The organism is Thiobacillus sp. (assembly GCF_013693775.1).
Lineage (GTDB): Bacteria > Pseudomonadota > Gammaproteobacteria > Burkholderiales > Thiobacillaceae > Thiobacillus.
In genome coordinates, this window is the sequence record NZ_CP059257.1 from 3082626 (window position 1) to 3099417 (window position 16792).

General features: G+C 61.7%; 17 protein-coding genes, 1 tRNA gene and 2 pseudogenes. 18 read left to right on the forward strand and 2 right to left on the reverse strand.

What is annotated here, in order from left to right:
- Positions 1-5: 5 nt before the first annotated feature.
- Complete coding sequence (locus HZY77_RS15195; RefSeq protein WP_296816569.1) at positions 6-1016, reverse strand: ROK family protein; 1011 nt, start codon at positions 1014-1016, stop codon at positions 6-8.
- Positions 1017-1036: 20 nt separating this feature from the next.
- On the opposite strand from HZY77_RS15195, the gene HZY77_RS15200 reads away from it, so the two are divergent.
- The 13 genes and pseudogenes from HZY77_RS15200 to queE all read left to right on the forward strand — a co-directional run bounded on the left by HZY77_RS15200 (position 1037) and on the right by queE (position 11386).
- On the forward strand, positions 1037-1768 hold the full coding sequence (locus HZY77_RS15200) for a YebC/PmpR family DNA-binding transcriptional regulator (RefSeq protein WP_296816572.1): 732 nt from the start codon (positions 1037-1039) through the stop codon (positions 1766-1768).
- 7 nt (positions 1769-1775) lie between these two features.
- A complete protein-coding gene (gene ruvC / locus HZY77_RS15205; protein ID WP_296767325.1) occupies positions 1776-2291 on the forward strand; it encodes a crossover junction endodeoxyribonuclease RuvC in 516 nt (171 codons plus the stop codon).
- A 13-nt stretch (positions 2292-2304) separates the two neighbouring features.
- On the forward strand, positions 2305-2880 hold the full coding sequence (gene ruvA / locus HZY77_RS15210; protein WP_296655960.1) for a Holliday junction branch migration protein RuvA: 576 nt from the start codon (positions 2305-2307) through the stop codon (positions 2878-2880).
- Between the two features lie 8 nt (positions 2881-2888).
- Positions 2889-4394 carry a sensor domain-containing diguanylate cyclase gene (locus HZY77_RS15215; protein ID WP_296816575.1) on the forward strand — a complete coding sequence of 502 codons (1506 nt, stop codon included), beginning with the start codon at positions 2889-2891 and terminating at the stop codon, positions 4392-4394.
- Between the two features lie 36 nt (positions 4395-4430).
- Entirely contained in the window at positions 4431-5459 is a 1029-nt protein-coding gene (gene ruvB, locus HZY77_RS15220) for a Holliday junction branch migration DNA helicase RuvB (RefSeq protein ID WP_296816580.1), read from the forward strand.
- Complete coding sequence (ybgC, locus tag HZY77_RS15225) at positions 5459-5860, forward strand: tol-pal system-associated acyl-CoA thioesterase (protein ID WP_296816584.1); 402 nt, start codon at positions 5459-5461, stop codon at positions 5858-5860. The genes ruvB and ybgC overlap by 1 nt, the downstream gene beginning before the upstream one ends.
- A complete protein-coding gene (gene tolQ, locus HZY77_RS15230; protein ID WP_296816587.1) occupies positions 5857-6555 on the forward strand; it encodes a protein TolQ in 699 nt (232 codons plus the stop codon). The genes ybgC and tolQ overlap by 4 nt, the downstream gene beginning before the upstream one ends.
- Positions 6556-6558: 3 nt before the next feature.
- Positions 6559-6969, forward strand: coding sequence for a protein TolR (gene tolR / locus HZY77_RS15235; RefSeq protein ID WP_296655967.1), 411 nt, complete (start codon positions 6559-6561; stop codon positions 6967-6969).
- Positions 6966-7808, forward strand: coding sequence for a cell envelope integrity protein TolA (locus tag HZY77_RS15240; protein ID WP_296816591.1), 843 nt, complete (start codon positions 6966-6968; stop codon positions 7806-7808). The genes tolR and HZY77_RS15240 overlap by 4 nt, the downstream gene beginning before the upstream one ends.
- 90 nt (positions 7809-7898) lie before the next feature.
- Positions 7899-9185: pseudogene (gene tolB, locus HZY77_RS15245) on the forward strand (Tol-Pal system beta propeller repeat protein TolB).
- Between the two features lie 98 nt (positions 9186-9283).
- Positions 9284-9844: a peptidoglycan-associated lipoprotein Pal gene (pal, locus tag HZY77_RS15250; RefSeq protein ID WP_296816595.1), complete on the forward strand. Its 561-nt coding sequence runs from the start codon at positions 9284-9286 to the stop codon at positions 9842-9844.
- Positions 9841-10674: a tol-pal system protein YbgF gene (gene ybgF, locus HZY77_RS15255; protein WP_296816598.1), complete on the forward strand. Its 834-nt coding sequence runs from the start codon at positions 9841-9843 to the stop codon at positions 10672-10674. Before pal ends, ybgF begins: the two co-directional genes overlap by 4 nt.
- A gap of 58 nt (positions 10675-10732) precedes the next feature.
- Entirely contained in the window at positions 10733-11386 is a 654-nt protein-coding gene (queE, locus tag HZY77_RS15260; RefSeq protein ID WP_296820928.1) for a 7-carboxy-7-deazaguanine synthase QueE, read from the forward strand.
- On the opposite strand, the pseudogene HZY77_RS17920 reads toward queE, so the two are convergent.
- Positions 11365-11421: pseudogene (locus HZY77_RS17920) on the reverse strand (hypothetical protein); the annotation flags it as partial. The gene queE and the pseudogene HZY77_RS17920 sit on opposite strands and share 22 nt — an antisense overlap.
- On the opposite strand from HZY77_RS17920, the gene queC reads away from it, so the two are divergent.
- From queC to HZY77_RS15285, 5 genes are all read left to right on the forward strand, one after another.
- Positions 11416-12063, forward strand: coding sequence for a 7-cyano-7-deazaguanine synthase QueC (gene queC / locus HZY77_RS15265; protein ID WP_363154651.1), 648 nt, complete (start codon positions 11416-11418; stop codon positions 12061-12063). The pseudogene HZY77_RS17920 and the gene queC sit on opposite strands and share 6 nt — an antisense overlap.
- Positions 12064-12275: 212 nt before the next feature.
- A complete protein-coding gene (locus tag HZY77_RS15270; protein ID WP_296816603.1) occupies positions 12276-13538 on the forward strand; it encodes a YeeE/YedE family protein in 1263 nt (420 codons plus the stop codon).
- Positions 13539-13616: 78 nt separating this feature from the next.
- A tRNA-Lys gene (locus tag HZY77_RS15275) sits at positions 13617-13692 on the forward strand.
- A 307-nt stretch (positions 13693-13999) separates the two neighbouring features.
- On the forward strand, positions 14000-14443 hold the full coding sequence (locus HZY77_RS15280) for a prepilin-type N-terminal cleavage/methylation domain-containing protein (RefSeq protein WP_296816605.1): 444 nt from the start codon (positions 14000-14002) through the stop codon (positions 14441-14443).
- Positions 14444-15046: 603 nt separating this feature from the next.
- Complete coding sequence (locus tag HZY77_RS15285; RefSeq protein WP_296816608.1) at positions 15047-16732, forward strand: O-antigen ligase family protein; 1686 nt, start codon at positions 15047-15049, stop codon at positions 16730-16732.
- Positions 16733-16792 lie beyond the last annotated feature (60 nt).

Genomic DNA, 16792 nt, shown 5'->3' on the forward strand with positions numbered 1-16792 from the left:
CTGAGCTAATCGTTCCATAGCCACGCCGCGCCGCGCACGCCGCTGGAGTCGCCGTATTTCGGGGGCACCAGTTTGGTGTACACGCGATCGGAAAACACGTAGCGCGGCCACAGCCGCGGCACGGTGTCGTACAGGCGTTCGATGTTGGAAAGCCCGCCGCCGAGCACGATCACGTCCGGATCGAGCAGGTTGATGACGCCGGCCAGCGCGCGTGCCAGCCGTTCTTCGTAGCGCGCCAGCGTCGCGCTGCAGGGGCCGTAGCCGGCATTCGCCAGTTGCACGATTTCCTGTGCGGGCAGTTCCTCGCCGCCGTAGCGCACGTGGTCGGCGGCGAAGGCTGGCCCCGACAGCCAGGTCTCGATGCAGCCTTTCTTGCCGCAGTAGCAGGCGGGTGCGGCGTCGAGCTCGCGCGGGCTTGGCCACGGGTGCAGGATCGCCTCGCCGGTGGCGGAGTGCTGGCCGGTGCCGGCGCGGTCGGCCTGGGTGTGGGCGAATTGGAAGTAGGGCAGGGGCGAGTGTCCCCATTCGCCGGCGATCGCGTTCGCGCCCTTGAGCAGGTGCCCGCGCACCACCACGCCGCCGCCGACGCCGGTGCCGAGGATCACGCCGAACACGCTGCCGGCGCCTGCGGCGGAACCGTCGGTCGCTTCCGACAGCGCGAAGCAGTCGGCGTCGTTGGCGATTCTTATTTCCCGGTTCAGCGCGCGCTCGAGGTCTTCCTGCAGCGGCTGGCCGTTGAGGCAGGTCGAGTTGCAGTTCTTCATGCGCCCGCTGGCAGGCGAGATTGCGCCGGGCGTGCCGACGCCGACGCTGCCGTCTTTCCCCAGTTCGTATTCGACCTCGTGGACCAGTGCGGCCACTGCGGCCACGGTTGCAAGGTAATCGTTCCGCGGGGTCGGCACGCGGCGGCGCAGAATTTCTCGGCCCTCGCCATCGAGCGCGATGAGTTCGATCTTGGTGCCGCCGAGGTCGATGCCGAGACGGAGCGAAGGGGCCGAAATGCTAGAATTGCGCATTATTTTGCGTTGGAATCGACATGGCAGGACATTCGAAATGGGCCAACATCCAGCACCGCAAGGGGCGCCAGGATGCCAAGCGCGGCAAGATCTTCACCAAGCTTATCAAGGAAATCACCGTGGCTGCCAAAATGGGCGGCGGCGACCCCGCGATGAACCCGCGCCTGCGGCTGGCGATCGACAAGGGCAAGGCCGAATCGATGCCGAAGGACAACATCGAGAACGCGATCAAGCGCGGCACCGGCCAGCTCGAGGGTGTGAACTACGAAGAGGTACGCTACGAAGGTTACGGCATCGGCGGCGTCGCGGTGATGGTCGACTGTCTGACCGACAACAAGACGCGCACTGTCGCCGACGTGCGCCATGCCTTCACCAAGCACGGCGGAAACATGGGCACCGACGGCTGCGTGGCATTCCAGTTCAAGCACTGCGGCCAGATCATCCTGGAGCCGGGCGCGAGCGAAGAGGCCGTGATGGAAGCTGCACTCGACGCCGGCGCGGACGATATCATCCCCAACGACGACGGCTCGATCGAGGTGCTGACCTCGCCCGATCCCAAGGCCTTCGAAGCGGTGAAGGAGGCGCTGGAAAAGGCCGGTTTCAAGCCGGCGGTCGCCGAGATCACCATGCGCCCCGAAGCCGAGACTGAACTCACGGGTGACGACGCGGTGAAAATGCAGAAAATCCTGGATGCGCTCGAAAGCCTCGACGACGTACAGGAGGTTTACACCAACGCGGTCTTGCCGGAGTAATCCCCCATTGCGCATTCTTGGCATTGATCCCGGCCTGCGCCTCACCGGCTTCGGCGTGATCGAGCAGACCGGCCAGAAGCTGGCCTACGTCGCCAGCGGCGTCATCAAGAGCGGCGAGGGTAGCCTGCCGCAGCGGCTGGGCGTGCTGTTTGCCGGCTTGAACGAGGTGATCGGCACCTACCAGCCTGATACCTGTGCGGTGGAAATCGTCTTCGTCAACGTCAACCCGCAATCCACGCTGCTGCTCGGGCAGGCGCGCGGTACCGCCATTTGCGCGGCCGTATCGCGCGATCTGAGCGTGGCGGAATACACTGCATTGCAGATCAAGCAGGCGGTGGTCGGCCACGGCAAGGCCGCCAAGGAACAGGTGCAGGAGATGGTGAAACGCCTGCTGAGCCTGCCTGTCGCGCCCACGGCCGACGCGGCCGACGCACTGGCCTGTGCCATCACCCATGCGCACGGCAGCCGATTGGGCACACACTCCACCGCAGGCTACCGCGTCAAGGGCGGGCGACTGGTATGAGCAAGGACTCCACATGATAGGCAGAATTACCGGTACCCTCGCCGCCAAACAGCCGCCGCAGGTGCTGGTGGATGTCAACGGTGTTGGCTACGAAATCGACGTGCCGATGAGCACGTTCTACAACCTGCCGGCGATCGGTGAGAAGATCAGCCTGCTCACCCATCTGGCCATCCGCGAGGACGCGCACCTGTTGTATGGGTTCGGCAGCGAAGTCGAACGTGCGGCGTTTCGCGAGCTGTTGAAAGTCTCGGGGATCGGTGCCAAGACGGCGTTGTCGGTGTTGTCCGGCCTGTCGGTCAACGATCTGTCGGCGGCGATCGCGGCGCAGGAAATCGGCCGCATCGTCAAAGTCCCGGGCATCGGCAAGAAAACCGCCGAGCGTCTGCTGCTCGAACTCAAGGGCAAGCCGGTGTTCGCGGGTGCGATCGCGAGTCCGGAAACGCCCGGCGTATCGGACGATGTGCGCCAGGCCCTGCTGGCGCTCGGCTACAACGAACGCGAGACCACCGAGGCCGTACGCCAGTTGCCGCCCGACCTGCCGGTGGGCGAGGCGATCCGACAGGCACTGCGGGCCTTGTCCAAGACCTGAATTCCTTCATGACGCAGCCCGCTCTACGACATCGGCCGTCGGCATCGCTGCAACACCAGCTGGTATGGCTGCTGCTGAGTGTGGTGGGCATGTTTGGCGCGGGGATCGGCCTCAGCCTGTGGTTCAGCCTGGAATCCAGCCGGGAAGACCAGCAGCGCTTCATCCAGCATGAGGCCGAACAGACGCGAACCGGCGTAATGCGGCAACTGGAGTACTACCGCAAGCTGCTCGACAATTCGGCGCACGCCCCTGGCCTGGTCGACCTGATGCGCAACGGCACGATCGAACCGAAGCAACAGTGGGCACGTTCGCGCCAGCTGCTGCTGCCCGAGATATTGGGCGTGGCATTGGTCGATTCACGCGGCAATGTGCTGGGCGACGCGGGAGCCTTGCGCATCGGCCTCGCGTGCCGTCAGGACATGAAGCGGACGGACGCGTTGACGGATGGCCGCCCGCGGGTCCATCGCGAGATCACCGGCGCAGAGCATGTCGACCTGCTCGCGCCCGTGCGCGACGCCCGGGGTGATCTGCTGGGCGGCGTGTTCCTGAGCGTGCGCCTGACACAATTCCAGCGCGTGCTCGATGATTCGATCCAGCCGGGCCATGCCGCCGTGCTCGTCGATGCACGCGAGAAAACGATCGTCAGCCGTGGCGAAATCAGCGGCCATGTACGCGAAATCCGTTTGCCTGTGGCAGACACGGACTGGACGCTGATCGTACAGACCCCGGTGCAATGGCTGACGCGCAGCGGCTGGCGCCAGGTGATGGCGGGCTTGCTGACTCTGGGCGCCGTGTTGGGCGTGCTGATCGTCGCCATGGTCCGGCTACGCCACACCATGCTGCGCGATATCGTGTCCACGGTCGACGCCCTGACGGCCCTGGCGCATGACGAGCCGGTCCCCACGATCGTGCCGCACTACGTCGAGTTCGAGGCCGTGGCGGCCGACATCAACATGATTGCCCTGCACTTGCAGGAACAGCGTGCGCGGCTGGCGCATCTGAGCCTGACCGATCCGCTTACGGGGCTACCCAACCGGCGTGCATTCGAGACCCGCTTCCCTCTGGCACAAGGGCTCGCGGAGCGGCAGCACGCCGTTGCCCTGGTCATGCTCGACATCGATCATTTCAAAGGGGTCAATGATCGCTATGGGCATGGGGTGGGCGACCAGGTCCTGCTTGCCCTGGCACAGTCGCTGAAAGCCTTGACCCGCCGCGCCGATCTGGCCGCACGTCTGGCTGGCGACGAGTTTGCGGTACTNTTGTCGGGGCTCGACGCCGCCGGCGTGAACGCGTGGTACCAGCGCCTGAGCGACCATTTCAGAAGCGAGCTGAATGCTTTCGGCCTCGAACTGGATACGGGTCTCAGCGCAGGACAGACCTGGCTGGGCAGTGCCGCCAGCGACACGCTCAATGCCGCGCTTGCACGCGCCGACCGGGCGCTTTATCGCGCNGAAAGCGCGCGGGCGGGCCAATTGGCGCAGGACACTGCGCCNGGGGAAGACGTCACGGAGTAGAATCCGGCTGTATCCCGTCACGCCGCCTCCGGCTCCATGATCGAAACCGACCGTCTCATCGCACCCGCCGCCGTCAGCCCGCAGGAAGAGCAGATCGAACGCGCCCTGCGGCCGCGCACGCTGGCCGAATACGTGGGCCAGGCGAAGGCGCGCGAGCAGCTCGAAATCTTCATCCACGCCGCGCGGAAGCGCAGCGAGGCGCTCGACCATGTGCTGTTGTTCGGCCCGCCGGGGCTGGGCAAGACCACGCTGGCGCACATCATTGCGCGCGAGATGGGCGTCAACCTGCGCCAGACCTCGGGCCCGGTACTCGAGCGCGCAGGCGACCTGGCGGCGCTGCTGACCAATCTGGAGCCGCACGACGTGCTCTTCATCGATGAAATCCACCGCCTCTCGCCGGTGGTCGAGGAAGTACTGTATCCGGCGCTGGAGGATTTCCAGATCGATATCATGATCGGCGAAGGGCCGGCGGCACGCTCGGTCAAGCTCGACCTGCCGCCGTTCACCCTGGTCGGCGCCACCACGCGCGCGGGCATGCTGACCAANCCGCTGCGCGACCGTTTCGGCATCGTTGCCCGCCTGGAGTTCTACTCGGCGGAAGAACTCGGTTTCATCGTCCACCGCTCGGCAGGCCTGCTGCAGATGAATCTGGATGAGGCCGGCGCGCTGGAAATCGCCCGCCGCTCGCGCGGGACGCCGCGCATCGCCAACCGCCTGCTGCGGCGGGTGCGCGATTATGCCGACGTCAAGGCGGAGGGGCAGGCCACCGGCGCGGTGGCCGATGCGGCGCTGGTCATGCTGGATGTCGACCGGGCCGGACTCGACGTGATGGACAGAAAACTGCTGTCGGCCGTAGTCGAGAAATTCATGGGCGGCCCGGTGGGGCTGGACAACCTCGCTGCCGCCATCGGCGAGGAGCGCGACACCATCGAGGACGTGCTCGAACCCTTCCTGATCCAGCAGGGCTATCTGCAGCGTACCCCGCGCGGCCGTATCGCCACGCCGCTGGCGTATCGCCATCTTGGGTTTGCTGCACCCACCGAGCCGAGCGCGGATCTGTTCTGATGGCGTTTGTCTGGCCGGTCCGGGTGTATTGGGAAGACACCGACGCAGGCGGCGTCGTGTATTACGCGAACTATCTCAAATTCATGGAACGCGCACGCAGCGAATGGTTGCGTGCATTCGGCTTCGAGCAGGATGCCCTGCGCGACGAGCCCGGCATCGTGTTCGTGGTGCGGCGGGTAGAGATCGATTACCTGTCGCCGGCACGCTTCAACGAGCAGCTCGAGGTATCGGTCGCGTTGCACGAGGCCGGGCGTGCCAGCCTCAGTGTGCGCCAGGAACTTATACGCGGCTCCGACCGTCTGGCAGAGGCCGTCGTGACGCTCGCATGCGTCGATGTGATACGTTTCAAACCCGTTAAAATACCTGAGCCCATTCTTCAAGCATTGGCCCCTGCAACGTGAACCCTGAACTCGGTCAAGACCTCTCGCTGTTCCATCTCGTCCTCCATGCGTCGCTGCCGGTACAAGTCGTCATGGCACTGCTGCTGGGCGCCTCGCTGATGTCGTGGTGGTTCATCTTCATCAAGATGTTCGCCCTCAAGCGAGCCCTGCGCGTGACCGACCGTTTCGAGCGCGAATTCTGGGGCGGCGGCGACATCAACGCCATCTATCAGCGGGTGGCCGGCGAACGCGAAGGTGCNGGGGAAATGGAGCGCATCTTCGAAGCCGGGTTTCGCGAATTCTCGAAATTGCGGCACCAGGCCGGGCTGTCGCTCAATGTCATCATCGACGGCACCCGCCGCGCGATGCGTGCGACCTACCAGCGCGAACTCGACGGCCTCGAATCGCACCTGGCCTTCCTCGCCACCGTTGGATCGGTGTCGCCCTACGTCGGCCTGTTCGGCACGGTGTGGGGCATCATGATCGCCTTCATGGGGCTGTCGAGCGTGGCGCAGGCCACGCTGGCGCAGGTCGCGCCCGGCATCGCCGAAGCGCTGATCGCCACCGCCATGGGCCTGTTCGCTGCGATTCCCGCAGTGGTCGGCTACAACCGCTACACCCACGACATCGACCGCCTGGCCAACCGCATGGAAAGCTTCATGGAGGAGTTCTCCAACATCCTGCAGCGGCAGCAGGTGACGGCCAAATCGGTATAGCCTGTGGCACGGACCCGCAAACAGGTCGCCCAGATCAACGTCGTGCCGATGATCGACGTGATGCTGGTGCTGCTGGTGATCTTCATGGTGACCGCACCATTCATCAACCCGGCCCAGGTCGAATTGCCGAGCGTCGGCAAGACCTCGCAGACGCCGCAGAAACCGCTCGAAATCATCATCAAGGAATCCGGTGAATATCTGCTGCGCGACCGTGCGTCCGGCGGCGGCGAACGGGTGGTGGCGAAATCGGCGCTGCCGGATGAAATTGCCGCGTTTCATCGCGCCCAGCCGGACCAGCCGGTGGTGATCGCGGCGGACAAGAAAGTCCGCTACGAGGAGGTGATGCATACGATGACGCTCCTGCAACAGGCCCAGATCACGCGTATCGGCCTGCTTGCCCGCCCGGCCCCATGAATTTCACGGCAGACGCCCCGCCTGGCTCGCGTCCCGTTCCCAACCTCCTTGCGGCTGCGCTGGCGCTGGGGGTGCATGTACTGTTCGTTCTGATGCTGGTGTTCGGCGTGTCATGGCAGACCCACCATCCCGAGGCAGTCATGGTCGATTTGTGGGAAACCCTGCCGGACACACCGNNCCCCCCGGCCAGGCCCCGCCCGCCGCCGCCCGTGAAAGCGCCCAAACCGGCGCCTGTCGCACCCACCCCAGACCGGTGGAAAAGGAACCGCCCCCCGAAGACGCCCGACATAGCCCTGGAAAAGAAAAAGGCCGAGGCCGTACGCCTGAANAAACTACAGGCCATGCAAGCGGCCGAAGAAAAGGCCCGTGCCGAAGCGGCCAAGGCCTTGCGTGAGAAACAACAGGCCGAACAGAAGCGGCAGGCGTTGCTGCGTCAGATGGAAGAAGAGGACCTGAAACAGCGCGTGGCGGCCGAGGCTGCGGCGAACGAGGCCCGTCTGGCGCGGCTGACCCAGGCGCAGGCGGCAGCCAACAAGCGCCAGGCTGAAGTGGCGAGCGTCGTGGGACAGTACCGCGACCAGATCAGCGCCAAGGTGCGCGGCAATACCCGGCTGCCCGACAATCTGAAGGGCAATCCCGAAGTCCGTTGCCTGGTCAAGCTGCTGCCCACCGGCGAAGTCGTGAGCGTGCGGGTGACGAAATCCAGCGGGAATCCTGCGTATGACGACGCAGTGGTGCGCGCCATCGAGAAGTCTTCGCCATTGCCCTTGCCGACCGACCGCGATGCGCGCGCCGCCTTTGTCCCGGAACTTTCCTTCGTCCACCGCCCCAAAGAGTAGGCCCTGAACGGGTCGAAACGAGGCGGTATGCGGCCGGACCGCGTGCAGCCTATGCTAGACTGCCCAATCAAGAAAGTGTTTGTGAGCCCGATGTCCGTATCCATGCTGCGTGCCGTTCTGCTGTTTCCNCTGTTCTGTCTGGCCTTGCTGAGCGCGCCGTTTTCCGCGCGCGCTGCGATGGAAATCCAGGTCATTGGCGGCGCAGCCAACAAGATTGCCGTGGCCATGGTGCCGTTTCAGGGCGCGCCCGGCCAGCCCAGCCCTGCACTGACCCAGATTGCCGGAGACGACCTCAACCGCAGCGGCCAGTTCAGGCTGGTGGACGTGGGCGGGGCGCAGCAGCCTGTCATGCCCGCGCAGGTCGACTATGGTGTCTGGCGCGGCAAGGGGGCGGACGCGCTGGTGGTCGGCCAGGTCACCGCGCAGCCGGGCGGCCGTCTCGAAGTCCGCTTCTACTTGCTGGACGTGCTCAAGCAGACCCAGCTTGCGGCCTACAGCTACACCATCACGGCCGGCCAGTGGCGTGCCACAGCGCACCAGATTGCGGACCTTATATACGCGAAGCTGACGGGCATCCCCGGCGCGTTCAGCACCCGTATCGCCTACGTACAGAAGCAGGGTCGCCGTTATGAATTGCGGGTGGCCGATGCGGATGGGCAAAACCCGCGCACGGTGGTGCGCTCAAACGAATCGGTGATTTCGCCGATGTTCTCGCCGGACGGCAGCCAGATTGTGTATGTGTCGTTCGAGGACAGGAAGCCTGTCGTATATGTGCAGTCGCTCAAGGATGGCCAACGCCGCAAGATCGCAGCATTCAAGGGGTCCAACTCGGCTCCGGCATGGACGCCGGACGGCCGGCGGCTGGCTGTCGTGCTGACGCGCGATGGCGCTTCGCAGATTTATATGATCAATGCCGACGGCGGCGGATTGACGCGCCTGNNACGCGGGGCAGCAATATCGATACCGAACCGGTATTCTCCCCGACGGACAAACCCTCTATTTCACTTCGGATCGGGGAGGCAGCCCGCAAATCTATCGCATGGCGGCCAGCGGCGGCGAAGCCAAACGGGTGACCTTCAATGGCAGCTATAATGTCTCCCCGCGATCAGCCCGGATGGGCGATATCTGGCCTACATCAGCCGCGACGGCGGGCGGTTCAGCGTGACCTTGCAGGAATTGGCCTCGGGACAGACCCGTGTGCTGACCGATACTGCGCGCGACGAGTCGCCCAGTTTCGCGCCGAATGGCCAGGCCGTGTTGTATGCCACGGTACAGGGTGAACAAGGAATACTCGGCACGGTGAGCCTGGACGGTAAAACGCACGCGCGCCTGTCGGAATCGGGTGTGGATGCGCGCGAGCCGGTCTGGGGTCCGTGAAAGCGTGCATTTAAAGTGTTGGATGTCGGTTGGGCGGTTGCAGGGAGTAGACAAGAGCCGCCCATGATCAAATTGTATTCATTCATAAGGAGAGATAAATGAACAAGATTTTATGGCCCATTCTGGTTGCGTTGACCTTGTCTGCATGTGGCACGACCGGTGGCACGCAAGCGACGGTCGAAGACCGCACCGGCGGCACGGCCGGCACGGCAAGTACCGGCCAAGGCACTGAAACCACGGGCGTGGGCGGCAGCGGTGTCGCAGGCAATGCGATGGGCGACCAATATGCCGGCGATCCGCGCAAGAACCCGGCCAGCCCCTTGTCCAAGCGTAGCGTCTTCTTCGATTACGACAGTTTCGTGGTGAAGGACGAGTACCGTCCGATGCTCGAAGCGCACGCCGGCTACCTGATGTCGAAGCGCGATGCGCACGTGATCCTGCAGGGCAATGCCGACGAGCGCGGTAGCCGCGAATACAACCTGGCACTGGGGCAGAAGCGCGCAGAGGCCGTGCGCAAGGCACTGGCCGTGCTGGGTGTGAGCGACGCGCAGATGGAAGCGATCAGTTTTGGCGAGGAAAAGCCGCGCAACCAGGGCCATGACGAAGCCGCGTACGCCGAAAACCGCCGTACCGACGTGGTGTACAGCGACGAGAAATGACCTCGCTTCGACGTAATGGCCTGATCCTCGTTTCGATGCTCATGCTGGCCCAGCCGGCGTGGGCGGCGCTGTTCGGCAATGACGAGGAAGTGACCCGTCAGATGCAGGCATTGCAGCAGCGTGTGGATGCGCTCGATTCGCGGCTGGCCAAGCTGGAGCAGTCGATTCAGCAAAACCAGCCGATGCTGGATATGCTGAAGGAAGTGGAATCGCTCAAGGCCGAGGTGGCCAGACTGCGCGGCCAGTCCGAGGTCCAGGCGAATCAGCTGGATACGCTGGGCAAACGGCAGAACGACTTGTATGCCGATCTCGATCAGCGCATTGTCGAGCTCGCCAAGGCAGCCAAGCCGGCGCCGGCCGCTGATGCGACGCAACCGGCTGCACCCGACTCGCAGGCCGCTGCCGGAGGAACGGTAGCCAAGCCGGCGGCGGACGGATCTGCGCAAGCCGACCCGCTGGTTGAATCGCGCAGCTACGAAGGGGCGCTCGCCCTGTTCCGCGACGCCAAGTACACCGACGCCATCGCCGGTTTCAAGAACTTTCTCAAGACCTATCCGGCGAGCACGCTGGCAGCCAACGCGCAGTACTGGATCGGCTATTCGTATTACGCGCTGAAGGATTACAAGACCTCGCTGGCGCATCAGCAAAAGCTCGTGGCGACTTATCCCGACAGCCCCAAAGTGCCCGACGCGCTGCTCAATGTCGCCACCAACCAGATCGAACTGGATGACATGACCGCTGCGCGCAAGACGCTCAAGGACCTGGTGGCCAAGCATCCCGGCACCCCGGCCGCCAAACTTGCCGCGCGTCGGCTGGCTGCGATCAAGTAACGCCGTGTCCGAGTCCTTGACGCGCCAGCCGCTGGAGGGCGGCCTTGACTGTCATGACGTGCAAGCGTCAACTGTTACGCTTCGCTTGACCGAGATATTCCTGTCGCTGCAAGGCGAAACCAGCCGAGCCGGCCTGCCGACCGTGTTCGTCCGCCTAACGGGCTGTCCGTTGCGTTGCCGCTGGTGCGACACGCCCTACAGTTTCCAGGGCGGCGAAACTGTCATGCTGACGTCGCTGTTGGCACGGGTGGCGGACTATGGCGTGCCGACAGTCTGCGTCACGGGTGGGGAACCGCTGGCGCAAAAGAACAGCTTGCCGTTGCTGGCAGCGCTGTGCGACGCGGGCTATTCGGTGTCACTGGAAACCAGTGGCGCGCTCGACGTCAGCAAAGTGGACCCGCGGGTATCGCGCATCGTCGACATCAAGCCGCCCGAATCGGGCGAGGCGGTACGCAACCGGTGGGAGAATATCGCCCACCTGACGCCGCATGACGAAATCAAGTTCGTACTGGCCAACCGTGCCGATTATGAATGGGCACGCGAGGTCATCCAGGCACAGAAGCTTGCGCAGGTGTGCCCCATCCTGTTTTCCCCGGTGCAGGGCGAACTGCCGCCCGCCCAACTGGCGGAGTGGATTCTGGCCGACCGTCTGCCGGTACGTATGCAAGTGCAGTTGCACAAGATCCTGTGGGGCAACACGCCAGGCACATGAAACCTGCAGTCATCCTGCTCTCCGGCGGCCTGGATTCCGCCACCGTGCTGGCGATTGCCCGTGAAGCGGGCTACGCCTGCCATGCGCTGAGCCTGGATTACGGCCAGCGCCATACGGCCGAGCTTGCCGCTGCCGCGCGCGTGGCCAGGAGTTTGGGCGCCGTCGAACATCGGGTGATGCGCCTCGGATTGGGCGACATCGGCGGTTCGGCGCTGACCGACGCCTCCATTGCCGTGCCGGAAAGCCCGACCGACGGCATTCCGGTCACCTACGTGCCCGCACGCAATACCGTGATGCTGGCGCTGGCGCTCGCCTGGGCCGAAGTGCTCGGTGCGCGCGACCTCTTCATCGGCGTCAATGCCGTCGATTATTCCGGCTATCCCGATTGCCGCCCCGCGTTCATCGAAGCCTTCGAGCGCATGGCCAACCTGGCGACCAAGTCCGGGGTCGAGGGTGCGAGATTGCGCATTCATGCGCCGCTGCAAACCCTGTCGAAGGCCGACATCATCCGGCGCGGTGCCGCGCTCGGGGTTGATTACGCGCAGACGGTGAGCTGCTATCAGGCCGACACTGAAGGCCTGGCCTGCGGCCGTTGCGATGCATGCCGGCTGCGGCGCGAGGGCTTCCACGCCGCAGGCATTCCCGATCCGACGCGCTACGTACAGGAAGCCGGGTAGCTGGCGAACGGATTCTCGATGGTTCTCTACTTGGGTGGAGGCGCCACGCTTCGTGCGGATGTGAGTCCGCTCTATTGCGAGGCAATCTTGCACTGAGCGTCTACATGGTATTTATTATCCAGCTTCGGTTTCGCTCGTACGCATTAAAATCCACCTATTTTTCCGGGTGAGGCGGCAATCCGCACTTCCCTTTCCTGAGGAGGAATAGACTTATGACCTACGCAGATTTCGCCAGCGCGCAATCGATTTTTCTATGGTCGACCTTCGCGATCGCCCTGATCATGGGCGCCGTGGTCAACAAGACCAACTTCTGCACCATGGGTGCCGTGTCCGACTGGGTCAACATGAGCGACACTGGCCGCATGCGTGCCTGGATACTGGCCATTGCTGTCGGCGTACTGGGCGTGACGGCCTTGGAAGCTGCTGGCCTAGTGAACGTAACCGGCACTTTCCCTCCCTATCGACAGACCAACTTCGTCTGGCTCGAAAACGTGCTGGGCGGCGCCTTGTTCGGAATCGGCATGACGCTTGCCTCCGGCTGCGGCAACAAGACGCTGATCCGTATCGGCGGCGGAAATCTCAAGTCGGTCATGGTGCTGCTGGTCATCGCGCTGATCGCCTATTTCATGATCAATCCCTTCCCGGGCAGCGACAAGACACTCTATTCCACCCTGTTCTANCCCTGGACCAATCCGACCGCCGTTGCGTTGACGACCAACCAGGATCTTGGCGCGATGCTCTTTGGCGACAAGGCCGCCACCGGTCGCATGGTCATGGGGGCCATCATCGGCGGCCTGCTGCTGATCTGGGCCTTCAAGTCGGCCGATTTCCGCGGCAGTTTCGACAACATCCTCGGCGGCCTCGTAGTCGGCCTCGCAGTACTGGCCGCCTGGTATGTCACCAGCAACATCCGGGTGGATGCCAGTGGCGACATTCTCACGCTGCAATCCTTCGTCCAGGACTGGGATCTGTATGCGCCGGCCGACGCGGTCAGGCCCGCCGCAGCCGGCCCGCTCGCCGCGCAGTCCTTCACCTTCATCAACCCCATGGGGCAAACCCTCGGCTACGTGGCGAGCGGCTTCGACCGTACGCTGCTCACCTTCGGCATCATGGCGCTGGCAGGCGTGATCGCCGGTTCCTTGCTGTGGTCGGTGATTTCCCGCAATTTCCGGATCGAGTGGTTCGCCTCCGTCCGCGATTTCTTCAACCACCTGGTGGGCGCGATCCTGATGGGGTTTGGCGGCGTGCTGGCGATGGGTTGCACCATCGGGCAGGGCGTCACCGGCTTCTCCACCCTGGCGCTGGGTTCCATCCTCACCTTCGTCGCCATCGTGCTCGGCAGCGCCATCACGATGAAAGTGCAGTACTACAAGATGGTGTACGAGAGCGAGGCGACTTTTCTCAAGGCATTCATCACGGCGCTGGCCGACCTCAGGCTGCTGCCTGCCGGAATGCGCAAGCTGGAAGCGGTTTAAAGCACATTTGGCTTTGACGCGAATCCAAAATCCAGTATAATTTCGCGCTTTGCCGGACACGACACTTGTCAGGTAAAAGGGTCGGTAGCTCAGCCGGTAGAGCAGCGGACTTTTAATCCGTTGGTCGCGAGTTCGAATCTCGCCCGACCCACCAAAATCAAAAAGCCACGCGGAAGCGTGGCTTTTATTGTCGATTTATTGCGCTGATTGGGTTGAGAGGTGACGAATAATGTCACCTCATGCCGCGGCTGGTCATGCATGGCGCCCATGGATCGCGGAAAAGGGCACCGCAACGGCCTGCGAGAAAATCACTACACTGCTACAAGCAAGAACCGGCGGGCTTTTCAAGGCCAATTCCAGTAAAACGAGTCCTCGCCCCTAAAGTTGGCATGGCAACTGCTCGTTATTGCACCAGACACGGCGATCTCGTGTTCATCTTGCCCAACCAAAGGAGATTTTAAATGCGTAAACTTCAGCAAGGTTTCACCCTTATCGAACTGATGATCGTTGTGGCGATCATCGGTATTCTGGCCGCGATCGCGATTCCAGCCTATCAAGATTACATTACCAAAGCACGTTACACAGAAGTCACCGGACAAGCTGCCCCGTTTAAGCTTGGTGTGGAGGATTGCTGGCAATCCGAAGGTGACATCACCCTGTGTGACGCTGGGTCCCATGGTGTTCCGGGAGCCTATTCTAGTGCTAACGGCGCCGTGGCAACCGTCGGTGTGACTGATGGTGTAATTACCGTTACGCCCAATGCTTACAAAAACATCGCAGCAACTGATACTCTTGTGTTGACCCCTAGCTCCACCCCTGGTGCCGTCGCCGCTCCGGTAGTGGGTCAAAAGATCTTCTTCGTGATGAGTGGTGGTGCTGTGACCAAAGGCTGGGTCAAGAACTAACGACCTCGCCTGACTAAGCTGCCCACGCGCAGCTTGGCTAAAAGGCTCCCTCAGAAATGAGGGGGCTTTTTTATCAAACGGATGTAATGATCAATTGTGAGCGCTGTTGAATCGCTGGTAATTTGCCCAGTGCCCTGATTGCAAACCCAGTCACAATGAAAATTCGCATGCCCAAAGTTTTCAGTCATGTTGACAGGGGCCGAGACAAATCAACTCCAACATCTGGCGGTTTTCTCGTTACAACATCACTCGGCGAGTATTATCAGTCAGGCATTGATTCCGCCCCTTTTCATCTTCTAACCATCGCAGATATTTTTCAGTGTTCTCGGCATGATTTATTTGGCTCTTGTCCCAGCTGTAATTTGCTCCGGGTTTGTCTTTACGGGCACTGCGCTAACGGCCCTGCTTCTGCTTGTCTGGACTGTGCTGGCAATACGCCAAACATTTATGGCGGGACATTGGACACGTTACCCACTCAGTGGATGGATGTTTGTCTATGCTGTCTGGCTGGTCATTGTGGCATGGTGGAGTGACATTCCTCGGATAAGCTGGTTGGCAGCGTGGGTGCTTGCGTGTCTTCCCCTNTCCTATTTGGCGTGGGGAATGACGCCCAACTCAGACAAGATCTGGTCTGCCATGCGGACGGTCTTGTTGCTTGCTGGCCCGGTATTGGCGCTATGGGGTTTGTGGCAGGTCGTTACAGGCTATGGATTCGGATATCCCGTGGGACCTTTGCTCGACAAGAATGCCTTCGCGGCGCTGATGAACGTGTTCTGGTTCGTTTCCTGTGTTTACTTCATGGGCAAGTTCGGTGATCGAGCCTTGCGCTGGCGCCTGATTTTGATGGCACTGGGGCTACTTATGATCGCCACGACCCTGTTTGCGAGCGAGTCGCGTGGAGCGATTCTGACTTGGCTGCTGCTTATGCCATTCGCTCTATGGGCGGGCTATCAAAGAACGCGTAGCAAAAGTGTCCCTGTCCTTGTCCTCGCGATCGCTCTGACGGGATACTTGGGCGCGGCCAACCTGCTGGGTTTGAGTGTTGGAAATCGCGCGCTCAGTCCGGCGCACGATGCCTCCACCAGCGCTCGGGTTCTGCTGTGGAAATCCACTGTGCAGATCGCGCGCGATCACCCTATCACCGGCACGGGTTGNGGGACGTTCGCTGCCGAGTATCCCGCATATCGCGACCCGAGTGAATATTCAACTGGCGGCTTGTATGCGCACAATGATTACCTGCAGCTTGCAGCGGAGGGGGCAGCGCTGCTTCTCTTGCTTGGGATCCTTGTGGGCCTGCTGCTGCACTTGAAACGCAGCTTGGCATTGCAACAAAGTTTCCATGGGTTAGAGGCTACTGGGCTATTGCTCGCTGTTCTGGCCTTATTTTTTCATGCTGGTTTAAATTTTATTTTTACNTTCGCCTTTATGAATATTTTGGCAGGCTTGTTGGCTGCGCGAGCCGTCCAGCTCCTTCATCCCGCTGGCGTCAGATACGTGAGTCTAGGAAATGGCTTGGCTAAGCTTGGGCGAGGCACAAAAGTCATAATGACTGGNTTTTTACTCTTGCTGCTTGCCGGCCCGTTAGTGATCGAGCTTATGGCGCAAACCATGCTGACCGGGTCGCAATCGGGGCTCATGCTGTTACGGACTGTGTGGCCAACAGCCACTTCATACCAAATGGCAAAACTAATTACTGCGATCCAGCCTCATTCAACTATTGCCCAGCAGGTCATGTTGAGAGTCAGCGAAGATGCGTTAAAAGAAAGTGATGGCATCAGCATGACCGGCGTAAATTTGCAGAAGGAACTACTTCAGGAAACGCTTGATCGCTATGAGATTGCACGAACCCAAACTCTCAATAGACCAGATTACGGTGTGCTTGAGGCACGCTTGCTTGCCCAATATCGGAATTTTCTTGAATCCGGTGTCGCACTGAAGCGTGCGCGCGAGATTTTGACGCAGAATCTGCGCCTAGACCCGTTTCATGCCGATAGCATGATTACGCTGTCACGTCTTGATGTGCTTGAAGGCCACCCGCTACGAGCGCAACAACTGCTCGCTGCATCCATGCGGCATGTGCTTGTTCGTTGGGACCAACAACTTCTCGCAGTTGAAATTCTGCGTCAGCGAGCCGAACCACGGCAAGTTGTTGAACTGAATACGATTGAAAGACAATTAAGAAAAGTGCGGTCAGATTCTAGAGCCGGTAAGGCATTTATCTTGCCGGCTAATTTCAACGAGAACATTGATATTCGTTTGACGCAGATAGCAAGAAAGATAGGCCAATGATTAGTGTAAAACATCACACTGATGTGAAGAGACGGACTACCTTTCAGGTAGGCTTTTCGT

What these genes read in the sequence shown, in the direction of transcription:
- HZY77_RS15195 (WP_296816569.1), bottom strand. Translation starts at nt 1,016, where the DNA reads ATGCGCAATTCTAGCATTTCGGCCCCTTCGCTCCGTCTCGGCATCGAC.
- HZY77_RS15200 (WP_296816572.1), top strand. Translation starts at nt 1,037, where the DNA reads ATGGCAGGACATTCGAAATGGGCCAACATCCAGCACCGCAAGGGGCGC.
- ruvA (WP_296655960.1), top strand. Translation starts at nt 2,305, where the DNA reads ATGATAGGCAGAATTACCGGTACCCTCGCCGCCAAACAGCCGCCGCAG.
- ybgC (WP_296816584.1), top strand. Translation starts at nt 5,459, where the DNA reads ATGGCGTTTGTCTGGCCGGTCCGGGTGTATTGGGAAGACACCGACGCA.
- pal (WP_296816595.1), top strand. Translation starts at nt 9,284, where the DNA reads ATGAACAAGATTTTATGGCCCATTCTGGTTGCGTTGACCTTGTCTGCA.
- ybgF (WP_296816598.1), top strand. Translation starts at nt 9,841, where the DNA reads ATGACCTCGCTTCGACGTAATGGCCTGATCCTCGTTTCGATGCTCATG.
- HZY77_RS15280 (WP_296816605.1), top strand. Translation starts at nt 14,000, where the DNA reads ATGCGTAAACTTCAGCAAGGTTTCACCCTTATCGAACTGATGATCGTT.